The sequence below is a fragment of the Streptomyces sp. NPDC033966 genome, from assembly GCF_055575955.1.
This window is the reverse complement of record NZ_JBVIRQ010000001.1, coordinates 1009728-1029247: the sequence shown is the minus strand read 5'-3', so window position 1 is coordinate 1029247 and position 19520 is coordinate 1009728. Positions and strand designations below refer to the sequence as shown.

Below are 19520 nucleotides of genomic sequence, written 5' to 3'. Positions count from 1 at the left end.
CGTAGGAAACGACGAAAATTGCGGTTGACCTTGGTCGTGGAATGAGACGCCTCGGGATCCCGTTAGCATGGACATCCGCGCTGAGCAAGACCATTTGGAAGGTGTCATGACCGCCGACGGAGTACCCGACAAATTCGCCACGCTCGGACTGACCTACGACGACGTGCTGCTGCTGCCGGGCGCGTCGGACATGGCTCCGGACGAGATCGACACCTCTTCCCTCATCTCGCGCAACGTCCGCGTGAACGTTCCGCTGCTGTCCGCCGCCATGGACAAGGTCACCGAGGCCCGCATGGCCATCGCGATGGCCCGCCAGGGCGGCGTGGGCGTGCTGCACCGCAACCTCTCCATCGCCGACCAGGCCAACCAGGTCGACCTGGTCAAGCGCTCCGAGTCCGGCATGGTCACCGACCCGATCACGGTGCACCCGGACGCGACGCTGCGCGAGGCCGACGAGCTCTGCGCCAAGTTCCGCATCTCCGGCGTCCCGGTCACCGACCCCGCCGGCAAGCTGCTCGGCATCGTCACCAACCGCGACATGGCCTTCGAGTCGGACCGCAGCCGCCAGGTGCGCGAGGTCATGACCCCGATGCCGCTGGTCACCGGCAAGGTCGGCATCTCCGGCGTGGACGCCATGGAGCTGCTGCGCCGCCACAAGATCGAGAAGCTTCCGCTGGTCGACGACGCGGGCATCCTCAAGGGCCTCATCACGGTCAAGGACTTCGTCAAGGCCGAGAAGTACCCGAACGCCGCCAAGGACAAGGACGGCCGCCTGCTGGTCGGCGCCGCCGTCGGCGTCGCCGGCGACGCGTACGAGCGCGCCCAGGCCCTGATCGAGGCGGGCGCCGACTTCATCGTCGTCGACACCGCCCACGGCCACTCCCGGCTGGTCGGCGACATGGTCGCCAAGATCAAGTCGAACTCCTCCGTCGACGTCATCGGCGGCAACGTCGCCACCCGCGACGGCGCCCAGGCACTGATCGACGCCGGCTGTGACGGCATCAAGGTCGGCGTCGGCCCCGGCTCCATCTGCACCACCCGCGTCGTCGCCGGCATTGGCGTCCCGCAGGTCACCGCGATCTACGAGGCCTCCCTCGCCGCCAAGGCCGCGGGCGTCCCCGTCATCGGCGACGGCGGCCTCCAGTACTCCGGCGACATCGCCAAGGCCCTGGTCGCGGGCGCCGACACGGTGATGCTCGGCTCGCTGCTCGCGGGCTGCGAGGAGTCCCCGGGCGAGCTGCTCTTCATCAACGGCAAGCAGTTCAAGTCGTACCGCGGCATGGGCTCGCTCGGCGCGATGCAGTCCCGCGGCGACCGCAAGTCCTTCTCCAAGGACCGCTACTTCCAGGAGGGCGTGGGCGGCGACGACAAGCTCATCCCCGAGGGCATCGAGGGCCAGGTGCCCTACCGCGGCCCGCTCTCCGCGGTCGTCCACCAGCTGGTCGGCGGCCTGCGCCAGTCGATGTTCTACGTCGGCGGCCGCACCGTCCCCGAGCTCCAGGACCGGGGCCGTTTCGTCCGGATCACCTCGGCGGGCCTCAAGGAGAGCCACCCGCACGACATCCAGATGACGGTGGAAGCACCGAACTACAGCCGCAAGGGCTGAGCACCACGATCGCCCGAGGGGGCGGGCCCGGCCGGGCCCGCCCCCTCGGGCGTGCCCGGGGTCGTCCGTACAGCGGTCACCGGAACGCGGCCCCCCGCCGTTCGGGGATACTGGACGGGCAGACCCAGAGGAAAGGCCACCACACGTGACTGAGATCGAGATCGGGCGCGGCAAGCGCGGCCGCCGGGCGTACGCCTTCGACGACATCGCCATCGTCCCCAGCCGGCGTACGCGGGATCCGAAGGAGGTCTCGATCGCCTGGCAGATCGACGCGTACCGCTTCGAGCTCCCCTTCCTGGCCGCCCCCATGGACTCGGTGGTCTCCCCGCAGACCGCGATCCGCATCGGCGAGCTCGGCGGCCTCGGCGTGCTCAACCTCGAAGGCCTGTGGACCCGCTACGAGGACCCGCAGCCGCTGCTCGACGAGATCGCGGAGCTGGACGAGGACTCGGCGACCCGCCGCCTCCAGGAGATCTACGCCGCGCCGATCCAGGCGGACCTGATCCGTCAGCGGATCAAGGAGGTGCGCGACTCGGGCGTCGTCACCGCCGCCGCGCTCTCCCCGCAGCGCACGGCCGAGTTCTCCAAGGCCGTCGTGGACGCGGGCGTGGACATCTTCGTGATCCGCGGCACCACCGTGTCGGCGGAGCACGTCTCCGGCGCCGCCGAGCCGCTGAACCTCAAGCAGTTCATCTACGAGCTCGACGTCCCGGTCATCGTCGGCGGCTGCGCCACCTACACGGCGGCCCTGCACCTGATGCGCACCGGCGCCGCGGGTGTCCTCGTCGGCTTCGGCGGCGGCGCCGCGCACACCACGCGCAACGTGCTCGGCATCCAGGTCCCGATGGCCACCGCCGTCGCGGACGTGGCCGCGGCGCGCCGCGACTACATGGACGAGTCCGGCGGCCGCTACGTGCACGTCATCGCCGACGGCGGCGTGGGCTGGTCCGGCGACATCCCGAAGGCCGTGGCCTGCGGTGCCGACGCCGTGATGATGGGCTCCCCGCTGGCCCGCGCCATCGACGCCCCGGGCAAGGGCAACCACTGGGGCATGGAGGCCGTCCACGAGGACGTGCCGCGCGGCAAGAAGGTCGACCTCGGCACCGTCGGCACCACCGAGGAGATCCTCACGGGCCCGTCGCACAGCCCGGACGGCTCGATGAACTTCTTCGGCGCGCTCCGCCGCTCGATGGCCACCACCGGCTACAGCGAGCTCAAGGAGTTCCAGCGGGTCGAGGTCACGGTCGCGGACTCGCAGCACAGCCACTGACACCTCTTCGTACGCACGCACGCCGGAGGGCCGGCACCCCGCACGGGGTGCCGGCCCTCCGGCGTGCGCGGTGTCAGTCGTTGGCCTTCTTGGCCGCGCCGACGGCGACGAGCACGCTGATGCCGATGAAGACGTAGGACATGAAGTCCATGCTCTCCTTGACGATGTCGTTCAGGCCGCCGATGCCGATGACGTCGATCACCTCGGTCACACCGGTGTTCTTGATCTCGGCCAGGGCGAGGGCGAAGACGAACATCTTGCCGAGGTAGACGGAGCCGATCGACACCAGGCCCGCGATCGCGGGCAGGACCGGCCCGCGGCCGCCGATCTTCCCGGCGGCGTAGCCGACGAGGAGGCCGATGCCGATCGCGCCGAAGGACCGCTCCCGGTCCATGGCGTACATGATGCCGCCGTACGCCGCCGCGCCGATCAGGCCCGCGACGACCGCGGCGACGATGCCCAGGCCGACATTGCCCTTGCGGGCCGGGGCCGGGACGGGGGCCTCGGCGTAGGGCGTGGGTGCGGGCGTGGGCGGCTGGAAGTTCTGGCTCATGGAAATCCCCCCCAGGGATTCGGCGCACGGGGCCCGGAGGGCGTAAGTGCGGGATAAGTGACGCCGCAGGCTAACAGGGGACGGTGGATTTCCACCGGGAGATTTCGGTCGGGTGATCGGACCGCGATCCGGCCGTGACCGGGGCCGGGGTCCGGATCAGAGGCGGTGCGCCGCGCCGGGCGGGCTGGCGCCGCGGGTATCCAGGAGGAGCTGCGCCTTCACCGCCAGGCCCTGCATGTCGTACGTGCGGTGGTGCTGGAGCAGGATCGTCAGGTCGGCGTTGGCCGCCGCCTCGTAGAGGGAGTCGGCGCGCGGCACGGGCTGGTCGCGGACCCGCCACCCCGCGATGTACGGGTCGTGGTAGCTGATCAGCGCCCCCAGGTCGAGGAGCCGGCTGGCGATCTCCCGGGCCGGCGAGCCCTCCTGGTCGGCGAGGTCGGGCTTGTAGGTGACGCCCAGCAGGAGGACGCGGGCGCCGCGCGCGGACTTGCCGTGCTCGTTCAGCAGGGTGGCGCAGCGCTGGATGACGTACTGCGGCATCCGGTTGTTGATCTCCTGCGCCAGCCCGACCATGCGCAGGGGGTGGCCGGGGGTGCGGGTGGTGTGGGGGAGGTAGTTGGGGTCGAGGGGGACGCCGTGGCCGCCGACGCCGGGGCCGGGGCGGAAGGCCTGGAAGCCGTACGGCTTGGTCTCGGCGCAGCGGATGACGTCCCACAGGTCGACGCCGAGGTCGTGGCAGAGGACGGCCATCTCGTTCATCAGGGCGATGTTGACGTGCCGGTAGTTGGTCTCCAGGAGCTGTACGGTCTCGGCCTCGCGCAGGCCGCGGGCGCGTACGACCTTCTCGGTGAGGCGGGCGTAGAAGGCGTGCGCGGACTCGGTGCAGGCGGGGGTGAGGCCGCCGATCACCTTGGGGGTGTTGGAGATGGTGTGGGTCCGGTTGCCCGGGTCGAGGCGGCTGGGGGAGTAGGCGAGGTGGAAGTCCCGGCCGGCCCGCAGGCCGGAGCCCTCTTCGAGGACGGGCCGCAGGTAGTCCTCGGTGACGCCGGGGTGGGCGGCGGACTCCAGGATCACGGTGGTGTGCGGGCGCAGCCGGGCGGCGAGGGTGCGGCCCGCCTCGCCGACGGCCCCGAGGTCGAGCGCGCGGTCGGCGCCGAGCTGGGTGGGGGCGCAGATCACCGCGGTGCGGACCCGGCCGAGCTCGGCGGGGTTGGTGGTGACCCGGAAGCCGGCCGCCGACATGCGGCGGATCTCGGCGGCGGTGAGGGTGCTGTCCGTGGCGGGGCCGCTGTCGTAGCCGACGGTCTCGATTCCGGCGGCTACGGCCGCCTGGGCGAGGGGGAGGCCGAGGTGGCCGAGTCCGATGACGGCGAGATCTGCGGGCATGGGGGGCCGTCCCTTCCCTTCCCTGGCATGCATGAGGGGGCGGTGCGCGCAAGTCCTGTGGACGACTGGAGCTGGCGCAATGTCAGACTAGGCGTATATATGACAGATATGTCGCATTGCGGGGTGGTGGTCGCCGTTGTGTTGTCCACAGGCGGTGGCTGATGTGGGTGCGGCCGGTCAGAATCGAGAAGCGGGGGATGTGAGCGGGATCACCCGCACCGAGCGGGTACGGCCCGCACCAACGGGAGGCAGCCGTGAGGACAGCGACACTGGGACCGGCACAGCGCGCGGAGGCGCTCGCCCGGATGGCCGAGCGGGAAGTGGACGTTCTGGTCGTCGGCGCGGGCGTGGTCGGCGCGGGCACAGCGCTGGACGCCGTGACCAGAGGCCTGTCCACGGGCCTGGTGGAGGCCCGCGACTGGGCGTCCGGGACGTCGAGCCGGTCGAGCAAGCTGATCCACGGCGGCCTGCGGTACCTGGAGATGCTCGACTTCGCCCTCGTACGGGAGGCGCTCAAGGAGCGCGGGCTGCTGCTGGAGCGCCTCGCCCCGCACCTGGTGAAGCCGGTGCCCTTCCTGTACCCGCTCCAGCACAAGGGCTGGGAGCGCTTCTACGCGGGCTCGGGCGTGGCCCTGTACGACGCCATGTCCGTCTCCAGCGGGCACGGGCGCGGCCTGCCCACGCACCGCCACCTCACGCGCAAGCGGGCCCTGCGCATCGCACCGGCCCTGCGCAAGGACGCCCTGGTGGGTGCCCTCCAGTACTACGACGCCCAGATGGACGACGCGCGCTACGTCGCGACGCTCGTCCGGACGGCCGCCGCGTACGGGGCGCACTGCGCCAATCGGGCGAGGGTGGTCGGCTTCCTGCGCGAGGGCGAGCGGGTGGTCGGGGCGAAGGTGCGCGACGTGGAGGGCGGAGGCGAGTACGAGATCCGCGCGAAGCAGATCGTGAACGCGACCGGAGTGTGGACGGACGACACGCAGGCACTGATCGGGGAGCGCGGGCAGTTCCACGTACGGGCCTCGAAGGGGATCCACCTGGTCGTCCCGAAGGACCGGATCCACTCCAGCACCGGGCTGATCCTGCGGACCGAGAAGTCGGTGCTGTTCGTGATCCCGTGGGGCCGGCACTGGATCGTGGGCACCACCGACACGGACTGGGACCTGGACAAGGCGCACCCGGCGGCGTCGAGCGCGGACATCGACTACCTGTTGGAGCACGTGAACTCGGTGCTGGCCGTGCCGCTCACGCGGGACGACGTCCAGGGCGTGTACGCGGGCCTGCGGCCGCTGCTGGCCGGGGAGTCGGACGCGACGAGCAAGCTCTCCCGCGAGCACACCGTGGCCCATCCGGTGCCGGGCCTGGTGGTGGTGGCGGGCGGCAAGTACACGACGTACCGGGTGATGGCGAAGGACGCGGTCGACGAGGCGGTGCACGGGCTGGACCAGCGGGTCGCGGCGTGCGTGACGGAGGACGTGCCGCTGGTGGGGGCGGAGGGCTACCGGGCCCTGTGGAACGGCCGCGCCCGCATCGCGGCGCGGACGGGACTCCATGTGGTGCGGGTGGAACACCTGTTGAACCGCTACGGGTCCCTGACGGAGGAACTGCTCGGCCTGATCGAGACCGACCCGGGGCTCGGGGAGCCGGTGACCGGGGCGGAGGACTACCTGCGGGCGGAAATCGTCTACGCCGCCTCGCACGAGGGCGCCCGGCACCTCGACGACGTGCTGACCCGGCGGACCCGGATCTCCATCGAGACCTTCGACCGGGGGACGCGATCGGCGCGCGAGTGCGCGGAATTGATGGCTCCGGTGCTGGGCTGGGACAAGCAGCAGATCGAGAAGGAGGTCGAGCACTACGAGAAGCGGGTACAGGCGGAGCGGGAATCACAGCGCCAGCCGGACGACCAGACGGCGGACGCGGCACGTCTGGGGGCGCCCGACATCGTCCCGTTGTAACTCCGAGATACAGGAGGGGGAACCGACGGACCCGGGGCTCCCGTCGGATGCGGAGTGAGCAACAATGAGGTTTCTGCCGGGGTGGATTACCGTGCCCCCCGGCGGCTGCCGAGGCAGCCGGGGCAGGCTGCACGATCGCAGAGGGGACGCATGTCGAAGCCGGAGCACACCGAGTCGTCTGCCGGGGCGCCTATGGCGAAGCTGGATGACGGGGCCGGGGCTGCGCCGGCGGGCGAGCGCCCCGAGGGGCCGGAAGACGCCGGTCCCGCCGCCGCCGAGCCGGCCCCCGTGCCCCGGCCGCGCTCCGGCACGCCCGCCGGTTCCGCCGGTTCCGCCGGTTCCGCTGCCGCTGTGAAGGTGTCGGTGTCGAAGGCCGCGCCGACCGGGGCTGTTGAGGACGCCGAGCCCGCCGGGGCGGCCGAGGACGCCGAGCCGACGGCGGAAGCCGCGGAGGCCGACGCACCTGCCGCGGCCCCCGCGAAGGACGCGCCCGCCGCGGTGGCCCCAGCCGAGGACGTGCCTGCCAAGGGCGTTGCCGCCAAGGGGACCGCGGAGAAGGACGCTCCTGCGAAGGACGCGCCCGCCGCGGTGGGCCCTGTCGAGGACGTGCCTGCCAAGGGCGTTGCTGCCAAGGTGGCCGTGGCGAAGGGTGCTCCCGCGAAGGAGGCAGCCGCCAAGGTGGCCCCCGTGAAGGACGAGCCCGTGAAGGACGCGCCGGGCAAGGCGGCTGCGGAGAAGGGCGAGTCCGCCAAGGGCGCGCCCGTGGACGTCGCGCCCGGGAAGGGCGAGCCCGTCGGGGGAGAGCCCGCGGAGGACGCGCCCGCCAAGGTGGCTCCCGTGAAGGACGCGCCCGCGAAGGCGGCGCCCGCCGCGGCGGGCGAGGGGGCCGGGGCGGTGTCCGACGCCGGGGCGGACGCGGGCGAAGCCGAGGAGGCGGCCGAAGAGGCGCGGCGCGAGGGGCGGTTGCTGGCCGGGCGGTACCGGCTGGGTGCCGTGCTCGGCAAGGGCGGCATGGGCACCGTCTGGCGCGCCGAGGACGAGGTCCTCGGCCGGACGGTCGCCGTCAAGGAACTCCGCTTCGGCAACGGCGTCGACGAGGACGAGAAGCGCCGCCTCATCACCCGGACCCTCCGCGAGGCCAAGGCCATCGCGCGGATCCGCAGCGAAGGCGCCGTCACCGTCTTCGACGTCGTCGACGAGGACGCCCGCCCCTGGATCGTCATGGAGCTCATCGAGGGCCCCTCGCTCGCCGAGTTCGTCCGGGAGAACGGCCCGCTGACCCCGCACCGCGCGGCCGAGGTCGGCCTCGCCGTGCTCGACGTGCTCCGCGCCGCCCACCGCCAGGGGATCCTGCACCGCGACGTGAAGCCGTCCAACGTGCTGATCGCCGCCTCCGGCCGCGTCGTGCTCACCGACTTCGGCATCGCGCAGGTGGAGGGCGACCCCTCCATCACCTCCACCGGCATGCTCGTCGGCGCCCCCTCGTACATCTCCCCGGAGCGCGCCCGCGGCCAGAAGCCCGGCCCGCCCGCCGACATGTGGTCCCTCGGCGGGCTGCTGTACGCGGCCGTCGAGGGCGTGCCCCCGTACGACAAGGGCAATGCCCTCGCCACGCTCACCGCGGTGATGACCGAGCCCGTGGACCCGCCGCAGAACGCCGGCCCGCTGACCGAGGTCATCTACGGGCTGCTGGTCAAGGACCCCGCGATGCGCCTCGGCGACGACCAGGCGCGGACGATGCTCACCGCCGTGGTCAACGCCCCCGAGCCGGTCGCCGCCGAGCCGGAGACCCAGTCGCTCCCGCCGGTCGAGGAGACCCGCCCGATCTCCCTCACCAAGGCCGACGCGGCGGCCGAGAAGGCCGCGAAGAAGGAACGCGAGCGCCGTGAGCGCGAGCAGCGCGACCGGACCCGCGCCGCACTGAAGGCCGCCCGCAAGGCGGCCGCCGCCGAGGCCGCCGCCGCTGCCGCGGCCGAGGCGCCGCCGGCCCGGCCCGCGCAGGCCGGGGCCTCGCTCACCGACGTGGTGTCGCGCCGCACCATCGTGCTGGCCATAGCCGCCGTGGTCGTGGTCCTCGCGGTCGTCGGGTCGCTCATCGCGTACATGATCAAGGGCGACGACAAGGGCACCGGCCGCAAGAACGAGGGCAAGGGCGGCCCGGTCGCCTCCGGCAGTCCCTCGCCCGGCACCTCCGCCGGCAACGGCCCCGCCGCGTCGGCCGGCTCCTCGCCGAGCGCGAACCCGAGCGGCACCCCGGGCGGCTCCGAGGCCGGCGGCGCCCCCGGCGGCGCCGACCAGGGCCAGGGACAGGGCCAGGGCCAGGGGCAGGGGCAGAACCCGGCGCAGGGCCAGGGCCAGGGACAGGGCCAAGGGGCCAGCCCCGGCGGCCCCGGCGGCGGACTCCCGGCGGGCTTCGCCACCGTCACCGACCTGCGGTTCCACTTCTCGATGGCGATGCCCGAGGGCTTCCGCCAGACCGACACCGCGGGCGAGAACTCCGGCGCGATATACAGCCGCGACGGAGGCTTCCCGCGGATCCAGGTCGACCACACCAACACCCCGGGCAACGACGCCCGCCTCGCCTGGTCCAAGCTCGCCCCGGCCGTCGCGGGCAGCAGCAAGAACTACCGCCTGATACGCCTGGACACGGTGAACTACCGCAACTACCCGACCGTCGCGGACTGGGAGTTCGAGCGGGACCAGCAGGGCACGCGGGTCCGCGTCCTCAACCGCGGCTTCAAGGCGGACGCCGGTCACGGTTACGCCATCATGATCAGCTGCGCCGCCGACCAGTGGGACGGCCCCGAGTGCACGCAGCTGCGCGACACCGCCTTCCAGACCTTCCAGCCGTTGGGCTGACGGGCCTCGCAAGCCCGGGACGCGGGCGGCCCCGGCGACGTATCGTGTCCAGCGGGGCCATGGGGGACCGCACTCGGGGGAGGCGATGTGGAGGACTACGCCGGCCGGATCCTGTCCGACCGCTACCGTCTGCCGATTCCGCCGTCCGACGAGTACGAGCTGATAGAGACCCGCGCCTTCGACACGCGCAGCGGTCAGGAAGTCCTCGTGCGGCAGGTGCCGCTGCCCGAGGTGGTGGACGCGGAACTGCTCGACGGAACCGGCGCGCACGCCGGGGCCGCCGGAGAACTCCCCGCCGTCCGGCGGGCGATCGCCGCCGCCCAGGCGGCCGCCTCCGTGCCGGACCATCCCCGCCTCGACCAGGTCTTCGACGTGTTCGCGGAGGACGGCTCGCTGTGGATAGTGAGCGAACTCGTCCCCGCCAGGCCGCTGGCCGCGCTGATCGCCGACGAACCGCTGAGCCCCTACCGGGCGGCGGAGGTCGCCTCCGACGTGCTGACCGCGCTGCGCGTGCTGCACGCGCACGGCTGGACGCACCGCAACATCACGGCCCGGACCGTGTTGATATGCGAGGACGGACGGGTCGTCCTGACGGGTCTGGCGGCCGGCGCCGCCGAGGAGGCCCTGTGCGGGTACGACCCGGTGCCGCCGCCGGACACCGGGGAGCCGGGCGGGGACGCGGGCGCGGACGCCGCCTGGGGCACCCCGCCGCCCCCGGACCCCGCGCCGGACCGTGCCCCGGACCCCCCGCCCGCCGGAGCCCGCGACGACGGGCCCCGGTACGCGCCGCTGGTGGCGCCCGGCTACGACACCGGCCCGCGCTACACGGACCACATCACCCCGGACCGGGACCCGGACCCGCAGCCGGCCCGGCCCGCGCCGCCCGGGCAGGACCGGGCCGCCGCCGAGGCCGCCGCCCGCGCCGGGACCGTCGCCGCGTACCGGGCCGGAACCCGGGCGGCCTCCGCCGAGGTAGCGCGGCAGCGCGGCGGGCGGGGCCCCGTGGTCGTACCGGTGCTGCCGCCGACCGGGGCCAACCTGCCCCAGGAGTACGCCTACCCGTACGGGGGACCGGACACCGCCGCCGCCACGCCCTGGCACGGGGTGGCCCCCCGCCGCCCGGCCGAGCCGGAGCCCGAGCGGCAGGAGCCGCCGCAGCAGGAGCTGCCGCAGCCGGAGCCTGAGCAGCAGGAACCGGAACCCGCCCCGGCCCGGCCCGCGCTCCCCGCCCAGCTCGCCCTCCCGCAGGGCTACCGCCAGGCCGAACCCCCCGCGCCCCCGGAGCCGGTGGTACGCCCGCCGGCCCCGCGCCCCGCCCCCGCCCCCCCGCCCGCCAACCGGGCGGACACCGGCGGAGCCTGGGGCGGCCCCCGCACCGGCCTCGACGCCGAGCGGGCCCGGCAGACCCGGATGGCCGTCGTCGGCCCCCTCACCGAGCGCTGGGCGCCCGAACAGGCCGCCGGCCCCGTCCACGGCAACTGGCAGCTGGCCGCGCCCGTCGGCCCCGCCGCCGACCTCTGGGCCCTCGGAGCCCTGCTGTACCGAGCCGTCCAGGGGCACGCCCCGTACCCCGAGGACAGCGTCGCGGAGCTCGTCGAGATGGTCTGCGCCGAGCCGCCCGCCTTCGCCGAGGACTGCGGCCCGCTGCGCCCGGTCGTGGAGTCCCTGCTGCGCCAGGACCCGGCCGAGCGGCCCGACTTCGAGGAGCTGCGCGGCTGGCTGCGCTCGCTGATCCGCTCCGCCCCCGAGCCCGACGGGGACTTCGCCGGGCTCCCGATGCCCGAGCCCGACCCCGCCCGGCTGCCCGTCGTACGCCGCCGCGGTGATCTGCACGGGCGCCACCGCAACCCCGCCGCTCCCGGCAGGCCGCGCTCCCTCGGCCGGCTCCTGCTGGTCGGCGTACTGGCCCTGCTCGCGGGCGGGGTGGCGTACGCGATGCTCTTCCTGCCCCGCGCGGCGGACTCCGGCCAGCAGCCCACGGCCGCCCAGAGCCCGGCGGCGTCCGCCTCCGGCCCGGGCAGCCCCCAGCAGGGCCCGGCGTCCAAGCCGGCGCAGACGCCCGGGCGCACCCCCAGCGGAGCCCCGGAGTCCAAGCCCGCCCCGCAGGCCGACGCGCCCGCGCCGGAGGGCTACACCGTCCAGCAGGACCCGGCGCACTTCAGCATCGCCGTGCCCAACGGCTGGGAGCGGCAGTCCATCAACGAAGCCGGGCAGGTGCGCTATACGCAGGGCCAGTTCACCCTGATCGTCGTACCGGGCCGGGACCGGGTGGAGGGCGGCGATCCGGATCCGCTGGGCTACCAGAAGGACAAGGAGCCCGAGCTGGCCCCGTACCGCAACTCCACCTGGGCGTCCGGCGGGGACGTCAAATCCACCAAGGTGGGGCAGCAGTTGCGGGTCACGGGCCGCTACACCTGGATCGACGCGGCGGGCCGGTCCCTTTTCGCCCGCAATTTCGTCGTCGCGCTCGGGGGCGCCTACCACGTCGTCATGGTCACGGGCCCGGAGGACAACCAGGACAAGGTCACCGACGTCTTCGAGAAGGCAACGGCGAGTTACAAGGCGGGCGGCTGACGGACGATCAGTACGGCGATTGCGTCACAGTGCTGTCCTATGGGCCCCGCCTTGTTCCGGCAGCGCCCGCAGGCTCCGTAATCTGGCGTGGAGTGCACAGAGCGGCGGGAATTCGTGGAACAGCAGACAGGCGCGGGTGCGGTGCTCGCAGGCCGGTACCGGCTCGTGGAGCCCATCGGCAGCGGGGGCATGGGGAAGGTGTGGCGCGCGCATGACGAGCTGCTGCACAGAACGGTCGCGGTCAAGGAACTGACGGCGGGGCTCTACGTGTCCCAGGCCGACCGGGAGGTCATGCACGCCCGGACGCAGAAGGAGGCGCGGGCGGCGGCCCGGATCCAGCATCCGGCGGTGGTGACCGTCCACGACGTACTGGAGCACGACGACCGGCCGTGGATCGTCATGGAGCACATCGACGGCCCCTCCCTCGCCGAGGCGGCCAAGGCGGCCGGCCGGATCGAGCCCCGCGAGGCGGCCCGGATCGGGCTGCACGTGCTGGGCGCGCTGCGCGCCGCGCACGCGGTTGGTGTGATGCACCGGGACGTCAAGCCGGGCAACGTGCTGCTGGCCAAGGACGGCCGGGTGCTGCTGACCGACTTCGGGATCGCCGCGATCGAGGGTGACTCGTCGATCACGCGAACGGGTGAACTCGTCGGCTCCATCGACTACCTGGCCCCGGAGCGGGTCACGGGCGGCGCCCCCGATCCGTCCTCCGACCTGTGGTCGCTGGGCGCCACCCTGTACACGGCCGTCGAGGCCCGCTCGCCCTTCCGCCGGACCTCGCCGATCTCCAGCCTCCAGGCCGTGGTGAACGACGAGCCGCCCGTGCCCCGCCAGTCCGGAGCCCTGGGGCCGGTCATCACGGCGCTGCTGCGCAAGGACCCGGCCGAGCGGCCCTCGGCCGTGGAGGCCGAGCGGATGCTGCTGGAGGCGATGGAGGGACGCGAGCCGAAGGCCGCCCAGGCGTACGTGCCCACGCGCGCGGTGAGCGACGAGGAGCGGGCCTCCGCACAGGCGGCCCCGGCCCCCGCCCAGGTCCGGGCCCCGGCCCCGGAGCCCGCGCCCGCCCCGGCCGCCGCCACCACCGCCCTGCCCGAGCGGCCCGCGGCCCCCGCCGGGCGCCCGCCGGGCCGGCTGCGGCGGGTCGCCGCGGTGGCCCTGGTGGCGGCGCTGCTCGGCGGCGGCGCGGTGTTCGGGCTGCTGAAGTTCACCGGCGACGGGGACGGTGACGGTGACGCGGACAAGGGCGGCGGCTCCGACAAGAACACGAGCGCCACGGGCGGGCAGGACGGCCAGAGCGGCCGGAAGGCCGCCGCCACCCCGCCGGCCGGCTGGAACAAGGTCACGGACAAGGAGGGCTTCTCGCTCTTCGTCCCGAACGGCTGGACGCGCCAGACGGACGGCAACCAGATCGACTACACCGCGGACAACGGCAAGCACTACATCCGGATCGCCGCCGACCCGACCCCGGACTACCCGAACCCGTTCACGCACCTGCTCGACCTGGAGAAGCAGGTGGCGCAGCGCACGGACTACAAGCGGCAGAAGCTCAATCCGAACACGTTCCGGGACACCACCCAGGCCGTTCTCTGGGACTTCACGTGGACGGAGAAGGGGGTGCACGCCGGGCCGCGCCGGGCCATCGAGCAGATGTACGTCGCCCCGAACGGCACCGAGTACGCCATCTACATGACGGGCCCCGCCGCCGACTGGGCGACGACCCGCCAGCAGTTCGACATCGTGCTCAGCGGCTGGGAGCCGGCCGGCAAGGGGAGCTGAGCCCCGGGCACCCGGCGTCCGCCCCCGGCACCCGGCCATCCTGCCAGCGATTACTGGCAGATTTGGCAAAATCCGGTTACCCACGGGTACCCAAAGGCCCGCCCGCCCAATACGCTCACGGCCATGACGGACTCGCAGGCCCCCGCCGCCACCCTCCGCTCCGCACCGCAGCCCACCAACCCGGTCGCCCCGGCCCCGGCAGGTGCCCGCACCGCCGCCGACGTGGTGACCCCCGCCCTGGTCACCCGGCTCACCCGCGGAGTGATCGGCTCCGGCCGGACCGCCAACCACACCCCCTTCACCGGGGCGAAGCTGGCGGACCTGCCCGAGGCCACCCCGGAGGACGTGGCCACCGCCTTCGCGAAGGCCCGCGCCGCCCAGTCCGCCTGGGCCGCCGTCCCCGTACGCCGTCGGGCCGCCGTACTGCTGCGCTTCCACGACCTGGTCCTCGCCCGCCAGTCCGAGGTCCTCGACCTCATCCAGCTGGAGACCGGCAAGGCCCGCCTGCACGCCCACGAAGAGGTCCAGGCCGTGGCCGTCGCCGCCCGGCACTACGGCCGCAAGGCACCCTCGTACTTGCGGCCCAAGGGCCACACCGGTGCCATGCCGACCCTCACCAAGGTCACCGAGCTGCGCCAGCCGCGCGGGGTCGTCGGCCAGATCGCCCCCTGGAACTACCCCCTCGAACTCTCCGTCGGCGACGCCCTGCCCGCCTTCGTCTCGGGCAACGCCGTCGTCATGAAGCCCGACACCGAGACCGCGCTGACCGCCCTGTGGGCCCGCGACCTGCTCATCGAGGCCGGACTGCCCGCCGAGGTCTTCCAGGTCGTCCTCGGCGAGGGCCCCGTCGTCGGCCCCGAGGTGGTCCGGCACGCCGACTACGTCTCCTTCACCGGCTCCACCCGCACCGGCCGCGAGGTCGCCCAGGGCGCGGCCGCCCGCCTGGTCGGCGTCTCCCTCGAACTCGGCGGCAAGAACGCCATGCTCGTCCTGCACGACGCCGACGTCGAGAAGGCGGCCGCCGGCGCCGTCCGCGCCTGCTTCTCCTCCGCCGGCCAGCTCTGCATCTCCATCGAGCGGCTCTACGTCCACGCCTCCATCGCCGACGCCTTCGTCGAGCGCTTCGCCGCCCGCACCAAGGCGATGCGGCTCGGCGCCTCCCTCGCCTACGGGGCCGACATGGGCTCCCTCGTCGGCGAACGCCAGCTGGAGACCGTGCAGCGGCACGTGGACGAGGCCGTCGCCAAGGGCGCCACCCTCGTCGCCGGCGGCACCGCCCGCCCCGACATCGGCCCGCTCTTCTACGAGCCCACCATCCTCGACGGGGTCGAGGCCCCCATGTCGGTCTGCGCCGAGGAGACCTTCGGCCCGGTCGTCTCCATCTACCGGTTCACCGACGAGGACGAGGCCGTCGCCCAGGCCAACGCCACCCCCTACGGCCTCAACTCCAGCGTCTGGACCAAGGACGCCCGGCGCGGCCACGCCGTCGCCGCCCGGCTGCGCACCGGCACCGTCAACATCAACGACGGCTACGCCCCCGCCTACGGCAGCGCACAGGCCCCCATGGGCGGCATGAAGGAATCCGGCCTCGGCCGCCGGCACGGCTCCGAGGGCATCCTCAAGTACACCGAGGCACAGACCGTCGCCCACCAGCGGCTGCTCCCGATGGCGCCCTCGCTCGGCATGGACGACGAGCAGTACGCCCGCTTCATGACGAGCAGCCTCAAGGTCCTCAAGGCCCTCCGACTGCGCTAAGGGGAACCCGTGCCTCACGACCACGACCACGAGTACGACTACGACGTCATCGTCATCGGATCGGGCTTCGGCGGGTCGGTCTCGGCGCTGCGCCTGACCGAGAAGGGCTACCGGGTCGGCGTCCTGGAGGCAGGACGCCGCTTCACCCGCCAGGACCTGCCCCGCAACAGCTGGGACCTGCGCAACTACCTGTGGGCACCCGCCCTCGGGCTGTACGGGATCCAGCGCATCCACCTGCTCGGCAACGTGATGGTCCTCGCCGGCGCCGGGGTCGGCGGCGGCTCGCTCAACTACGCCAACACCCTGTACGTGCCGCCCGCCGCCTTCTTCGAGGACCGGCAGTGGGCCTCCATCACCGACTGGCGGGCGGAACTCGCCCCGTACTACGACCAGGCCAAACGCATGCTCGGCGTACGGCTCAACCCGACGCTCACCCCCTCCGACGTCCACTTGAAGGCCGTCGCCGAGAAGATGGGCGTCGGGGACACCTTCCACATGGCCCCGGTCGGCGTCTTCTTCGGCGACGGCGAGGACGCCCAGGGGCAGCCGAGGGTCCGCCCCGGCCAGGAGGTCCCCGACCCCTACTTCGGCGGCGCCGGGCCCGCCCGCAAGGCCTGCACCGAGTGCGGCGAGTGCATGACCGGCTGCCGGCACGGCGCGAAGAACACCCTCAACGAGAACTACCTGCACCTCGCGGAGAAGGCCGGGGCGGAGATCCGCCCCATGACGACCGTCACCGCCCTCTCCGAACACCCCGACGGCGGCTACCGGGTCCGCGTCGTCCCCACCGCCGACCGCCGCAAGGGCAAGGCGCAGGTGCTGCGCGCCCGGCACGTGGTCGTCGCGGCGGGCACGTACGGCACCCAGACCCTGCTGCACACCATGAAGGACCTCGGCGAGCTCCCCCGGATCTCCGGCCGGCTCGGCGACCTGACCCGGACCAACTCCGAGGGTCTGGTCGGCGCCCAGACCGACGACCGCCGCTACCGCAGGCGGCACGGCGCCGGGGCCCGGGCGGACTTCACCCGGGGCGTGGCCATCACCTCGTCCGTGCACCCCAACGCCGACACCCACATCGAGCCCGTCCGCTACGGCCGGGGCTCCAACGCCATGGGGTTCATGACGATCCTCCAGGTGCCCCATGCCAGGCACCGGGTACGGGCCTGGTTCGCCCGCACCGCCACCCACCCCGTGCAGCTGCTGCGGTCCCTGTCGAACCGGCGCTGGTCGGAGCGGACCATCATCGGCCTGGTCATGCAGTCCCTGGACAACTCCCTGACCACCTACCGCAAGCCCGGCGGCCTGGGCAAGGGCCTGCTGACGGCCCGCCAGGGCCACGGCGCGCCCAACCCGGTGCAGATCGCCGAGGCCACCGAGGCCGCGACGCTGCTGGCCGAGGAGATCAACGGCTTCCCCGGCAGCAACATCGGCGAGCTGATGGGCACCCCGCTGACCGCGCACTTCCTCGGCGGCTGCCCCATCGGCGCCACCGCGGAGGAGGGCGTGGTGGACCCGTACCACCGGCTGTACGGGCACCCGGGCATCTCGGTGGTCGACGGTTCGGCGGTCTCCGCCAACCTCGGGGTCAACCCGTCGCTGACCATCACGGCGCAGGCCGAGCGGGCGATGTCGTACTGGCCCAACAAGGGGGAGGCGGACCGGCGGCCCGCGCAGGGGGAGGCGTACCGGCGGCTGGAGGCGGTGGAGCCGGTCAGCCCGGCCGTGCCCGAGGAGGCCTTCGGCGCCCTGCGGCTGCCGTTCCTCGCGGTCCCCGAAATCCCGCCCAGGCAACCGGAACCGGAGCACTGACCCCGGGAAGACGACCGCGGTGGGTACCGCGCTCCCCCTCCGAGCGCGGTACCCACCGCAGTACAAGAGTGGACAGGCGGTTGCCGAAAAAGGTTGTACCGGAATCCTTTGCGGCAAGCTGTGGTGTCGGTCACACGGTCGGGCGTGCAACCGCGACGGGGGCCCGGGGGTCAAGGGGGGCATGAGACAGCGCATCTCCCTGCTGGCCGCGTGCGGCCTGGTGGCCGTGGGGCTGACCACCCCCACCGCGATGGCCGCCGAATCCGCGGACCCCGTCTTCCGCCTGGCCGGGCAGCCCTCCCTCGCCCTCCGGCCCTACCCGGCGACGGGCTCCCCGCAGCCGGTGGCCATGTCCTTCCACCTGGAGGGCGCCGGTTCCTTCGCCGGCGAGTTCACCTTCACCGTCGACCGGGCCGCGGTCGCCGGCATCGCCTCCGTCAAGGAGAGCGCCGCCGCACCCCAGAAGTGCGTGGAGAACGGCACCAAGCTGGTCTGCAAGGACAAGGGCCCGAACCCGGGCGTGGAACTGGTGGCCACCGCCGAGAAGGGGGCCGCCGAACGGGCCTCCGGCGCGGTCAAGGTGACCGGCACGGCGGCCGGAGCCACCGTCACCCCCGTCGAGACCACCCTGAGCATCGGCGGCCCCGACCTGATCATGCGGGAGCTGGCCCTCAAGTCGGACCCGAAGCCCGGCGAGAGCCAGACCCTGCCCCTCGCGTTCCGCAACGCGGGCACGCAGTCGGCGAAGGGCGTGGTCCTGGAACTGGAGGCCACCCGCGGCCTGGAGCTCCCGGAGCGCTACGACAACTGCACCTACCGCACCGGCCGCACGTCCAACACCGTCGTCTGCACGGTCGAGGGGGAGTTCGAGGCCAACGCCACCTACGAGCTGGCCGGTGACAGCCCGCTGCACCTGAAGGCCGGCGCGAACGCCTTCGACGAGCGGCTCACGTACGGCATCTACCCGGCGGGGGCCCCGCAGAAGGCCACGGACGCCAAGGCGCCCGACACCAAGGCGCCCGAAGCGGCCGGTGCCGCGACCACTGCGGGCCGCAAGCTGGTCGCCCGCAAGAAGGCGGAGGCCGCCCCCGCCCCGCTGCGCGCCCCCGACCTGAACGAGACCGACAACAAGCGCGCGGCCACCTTCAAGGTGGTGAACACCGCCGACTTCGCGGCCGAGGCCCTCACCGTCAAGGGCGCCGCCGGCTCGACGGTCAAGGCCGTCGTCGCCGCACGCAACAACGGCCCCGCCTGGGTCACCGGCACCGGCCCCGCGGCCCTGGTCGACGTGATGCTCCCGAAGGGCGTGAAGGTCCTCACGGCCCCGGCGGCCTGCCGCGCCGTCCAGCCGACCCTGTACCGCTGCGCCACCGGGACGTCCGTGCTGGAGAAGGAGAAGCTGGAGTTCCCCTTCGAGCTCAAGATCGAGAAGGCCGTGAAGGACGCCAAGGGCGCCGTCACCGTCGGCACCCTCGACGCCAAGGGCGAGCTCACGCGGCACGCCTTCGACGAGGTCCTGGCCAACAACCAGGCCGCCTTCACGGCGAACCCGACGGTCACCCCGACCAAGTCGCCGAGCCCCTCCGGCTCCGGCAGTGCCTCGCCGAGCGCCTCCAAGAGCGCCTCGCCCTCCGCGGGGAGCAGCACCGGTTCCACCACGTCGGGCAACAACGCCTCCGCTGCCGCCGGCGGCCGCAGCGGCCCGCTGGCCTCCACCGGCAGCACGGCCGGCCTGGTCGGCATCGCCGGCGCCGGACTGTTCGCCGTCGGCGCCGCGCTGTACCTGTCCTTCCGCCGCCGGGGCAACGGCGGCGCGCACGCGTGACCGCGTAACCGCGCAGGCGGAGGAAAGACGAACGGCCGGTCCGGGGCGTCCCCCGGGCCGGCCGTCCTCATGGGGTGACCGGGCTGCTGTCCCCTGCCGTCCGGTCACACGAGGGGAGCGAGGTCCCACGACGCGCGCCGTCGGGC

The 19520-nt window shown here is 73.4% G+C and carries 11 protein-coding genes; 9 read left to right on the top strand and 2 right to left on the bottom strand.

The annotated features are described in order from the left end of the window. The first annotated feature begins 106 nt into the window (after positions 1 to 106). Both guaB and ACZ518_RS04770 read left to right on the top strand, forming a co-directional pair. Positions 107 to 1606, top strand: coding sequence for an IMP dehydrogenase (guaB, locus tag ACZ518_RS04775; protein WP_469111573.1), 1500 nt, complete (start codon positions 107 to 109; stop codon positions 1604 to 1606). Between the two features lie 145 nt (positions 1607 to 1751). Continuing rightward, positions 1752 to 2876, top strand: a complete 1125-nt coding sequence (locus ACZ518_RS04770; protein WP_469111572.1) for a GuaB3 family IMP dehydrogenase-related protein — start codon at positions 1752 to 1754, stop codon at positions 2874 to 2876. Positions 2877 to 2949: 73 nt separating this feature from the next. On the opposite strand, the gene ACZ518_RS04765 is transcribed toward ACZ518_RS04770, so the two are convergent. Continuing rightward, entirely contained in the window at positions 2950 to 3429 is a 480-nt protein-coding gene (locus tag ACZ518_RS04765) for a hypothetical protein (protein WP_469111571.1), read from the bottom strand. A 156-nt stretch (positions 3430 to 3585) separates the two neighbouring features. Then, the gene (locus tag ACZ518_RS04760; RefSeq protein ID WP_469111570.1) at positions 3586 to 4815 is read right to left on the bottom strand and encodes a nucleotide sugar dehydrogenase; all 1230 of its coding nucleotides are present in this window, start codon (positions 4813 to 4815) and stop codon (positions 3586 to 3588) included. Positions 4816 to 5069: 254 nt separating this feature from the next. Between ACZ518_RS04760 and ACZ518_RS04755 the strand changes: the two genes are divergently transcribed. The 7 genes from ACZ518_RS04755 to ACZ518_RS04725 all read left to right on the top strand — a co-directional run bounded on the left by ACZ518_RS04755 (position 5070) and on the right by ACZ518_RS04725 (position 19374). Then, on the top strand, positions 5070 to 6776 hold the full coding sequence (locus ACZ518_RS04755; RefSeq protein ID WP_469111569.1) for a glycerol-3-phosphate dehydrogenase/oxidase: 1707 nt from the start codon (positions 5070 to 5072) through the stop codon (positions 6774 to 6776). Positions 6777 to 6968: 192 nt separating this feature from the next. Then, positions 6969 to 9635 carry a serine/threonine-protein kinase gene (locus tag ACZ518_RS04750; RefSeq protein ID WP_469111568.1) on the top strand — a complete coding sequence of 889 codons (2667 nt, stop codon included), beginning with the start codon at positions 6969 to 6971 and terminating at the stop codon, positions 9633 to 9635. Between the two features lie 87 nt (positions 9636 to 9722). Further along, positions 9723 to 12209: a protein kinase gene (locus ACZ518_RS04745; RefSeq protein WP_469111567.1), complete on the top strand. Its 2487-nt coding sequence runs from the start codon at positions 9723 to 9725 to the stop codon at positions 12207 to 12209. 114 nt (positions 12210 to 12323) lie between these two features. Next, positions 12324 to 13985: a serine/threonine-protein kinase gene (locus tag ACZ518_RS04740; protein ID WP_469111566.1), complete on the top strand. Its 1662-nt coding sequence runs from the start codon at positions 12324 to 12326 to the stop codon at positions 13983 to 13985. Positions 13986 to 14108: 123 nt separating this feature from the next. Further along, the gene (locus tag ACZ518_RS04735; RefSeq protein WP_469111565.1) at positions 14109 to 15740 is read left to right on the top strand and encodes a succinic semialdehyde dehydrogenase; all 1632 of its coding nucleotides are present in this window, start codon (positions 14109 to 14111) and stop codon (positions 15738 to 15740) included. Between the two features lie 9 nt (positions 15741 to 15749). Then, a complete protein-coding gene (locus tag ACZ518_RS04730; protein ID WP_469111564.1) occupies positions 15750 to 17549 on the top strand; it encodes a GMC oxidoreductase in 1800 nt (599 codons plus the stop codon). A gap of 181 nt (positions 17550 to 17730) precedes the next feature. Further along, positions 17731 to 19374, top strand: a complete 1644-nt coding sequence (locus ACZ518_RS04725) for a hypothetical protein (protein ID WP_469111563.1) — start codon at positions 17731 to 17733, stop codon at positions 19372 to 19374. Positions 19375 to 19520 lie beyond the last annotated feature (146 nt).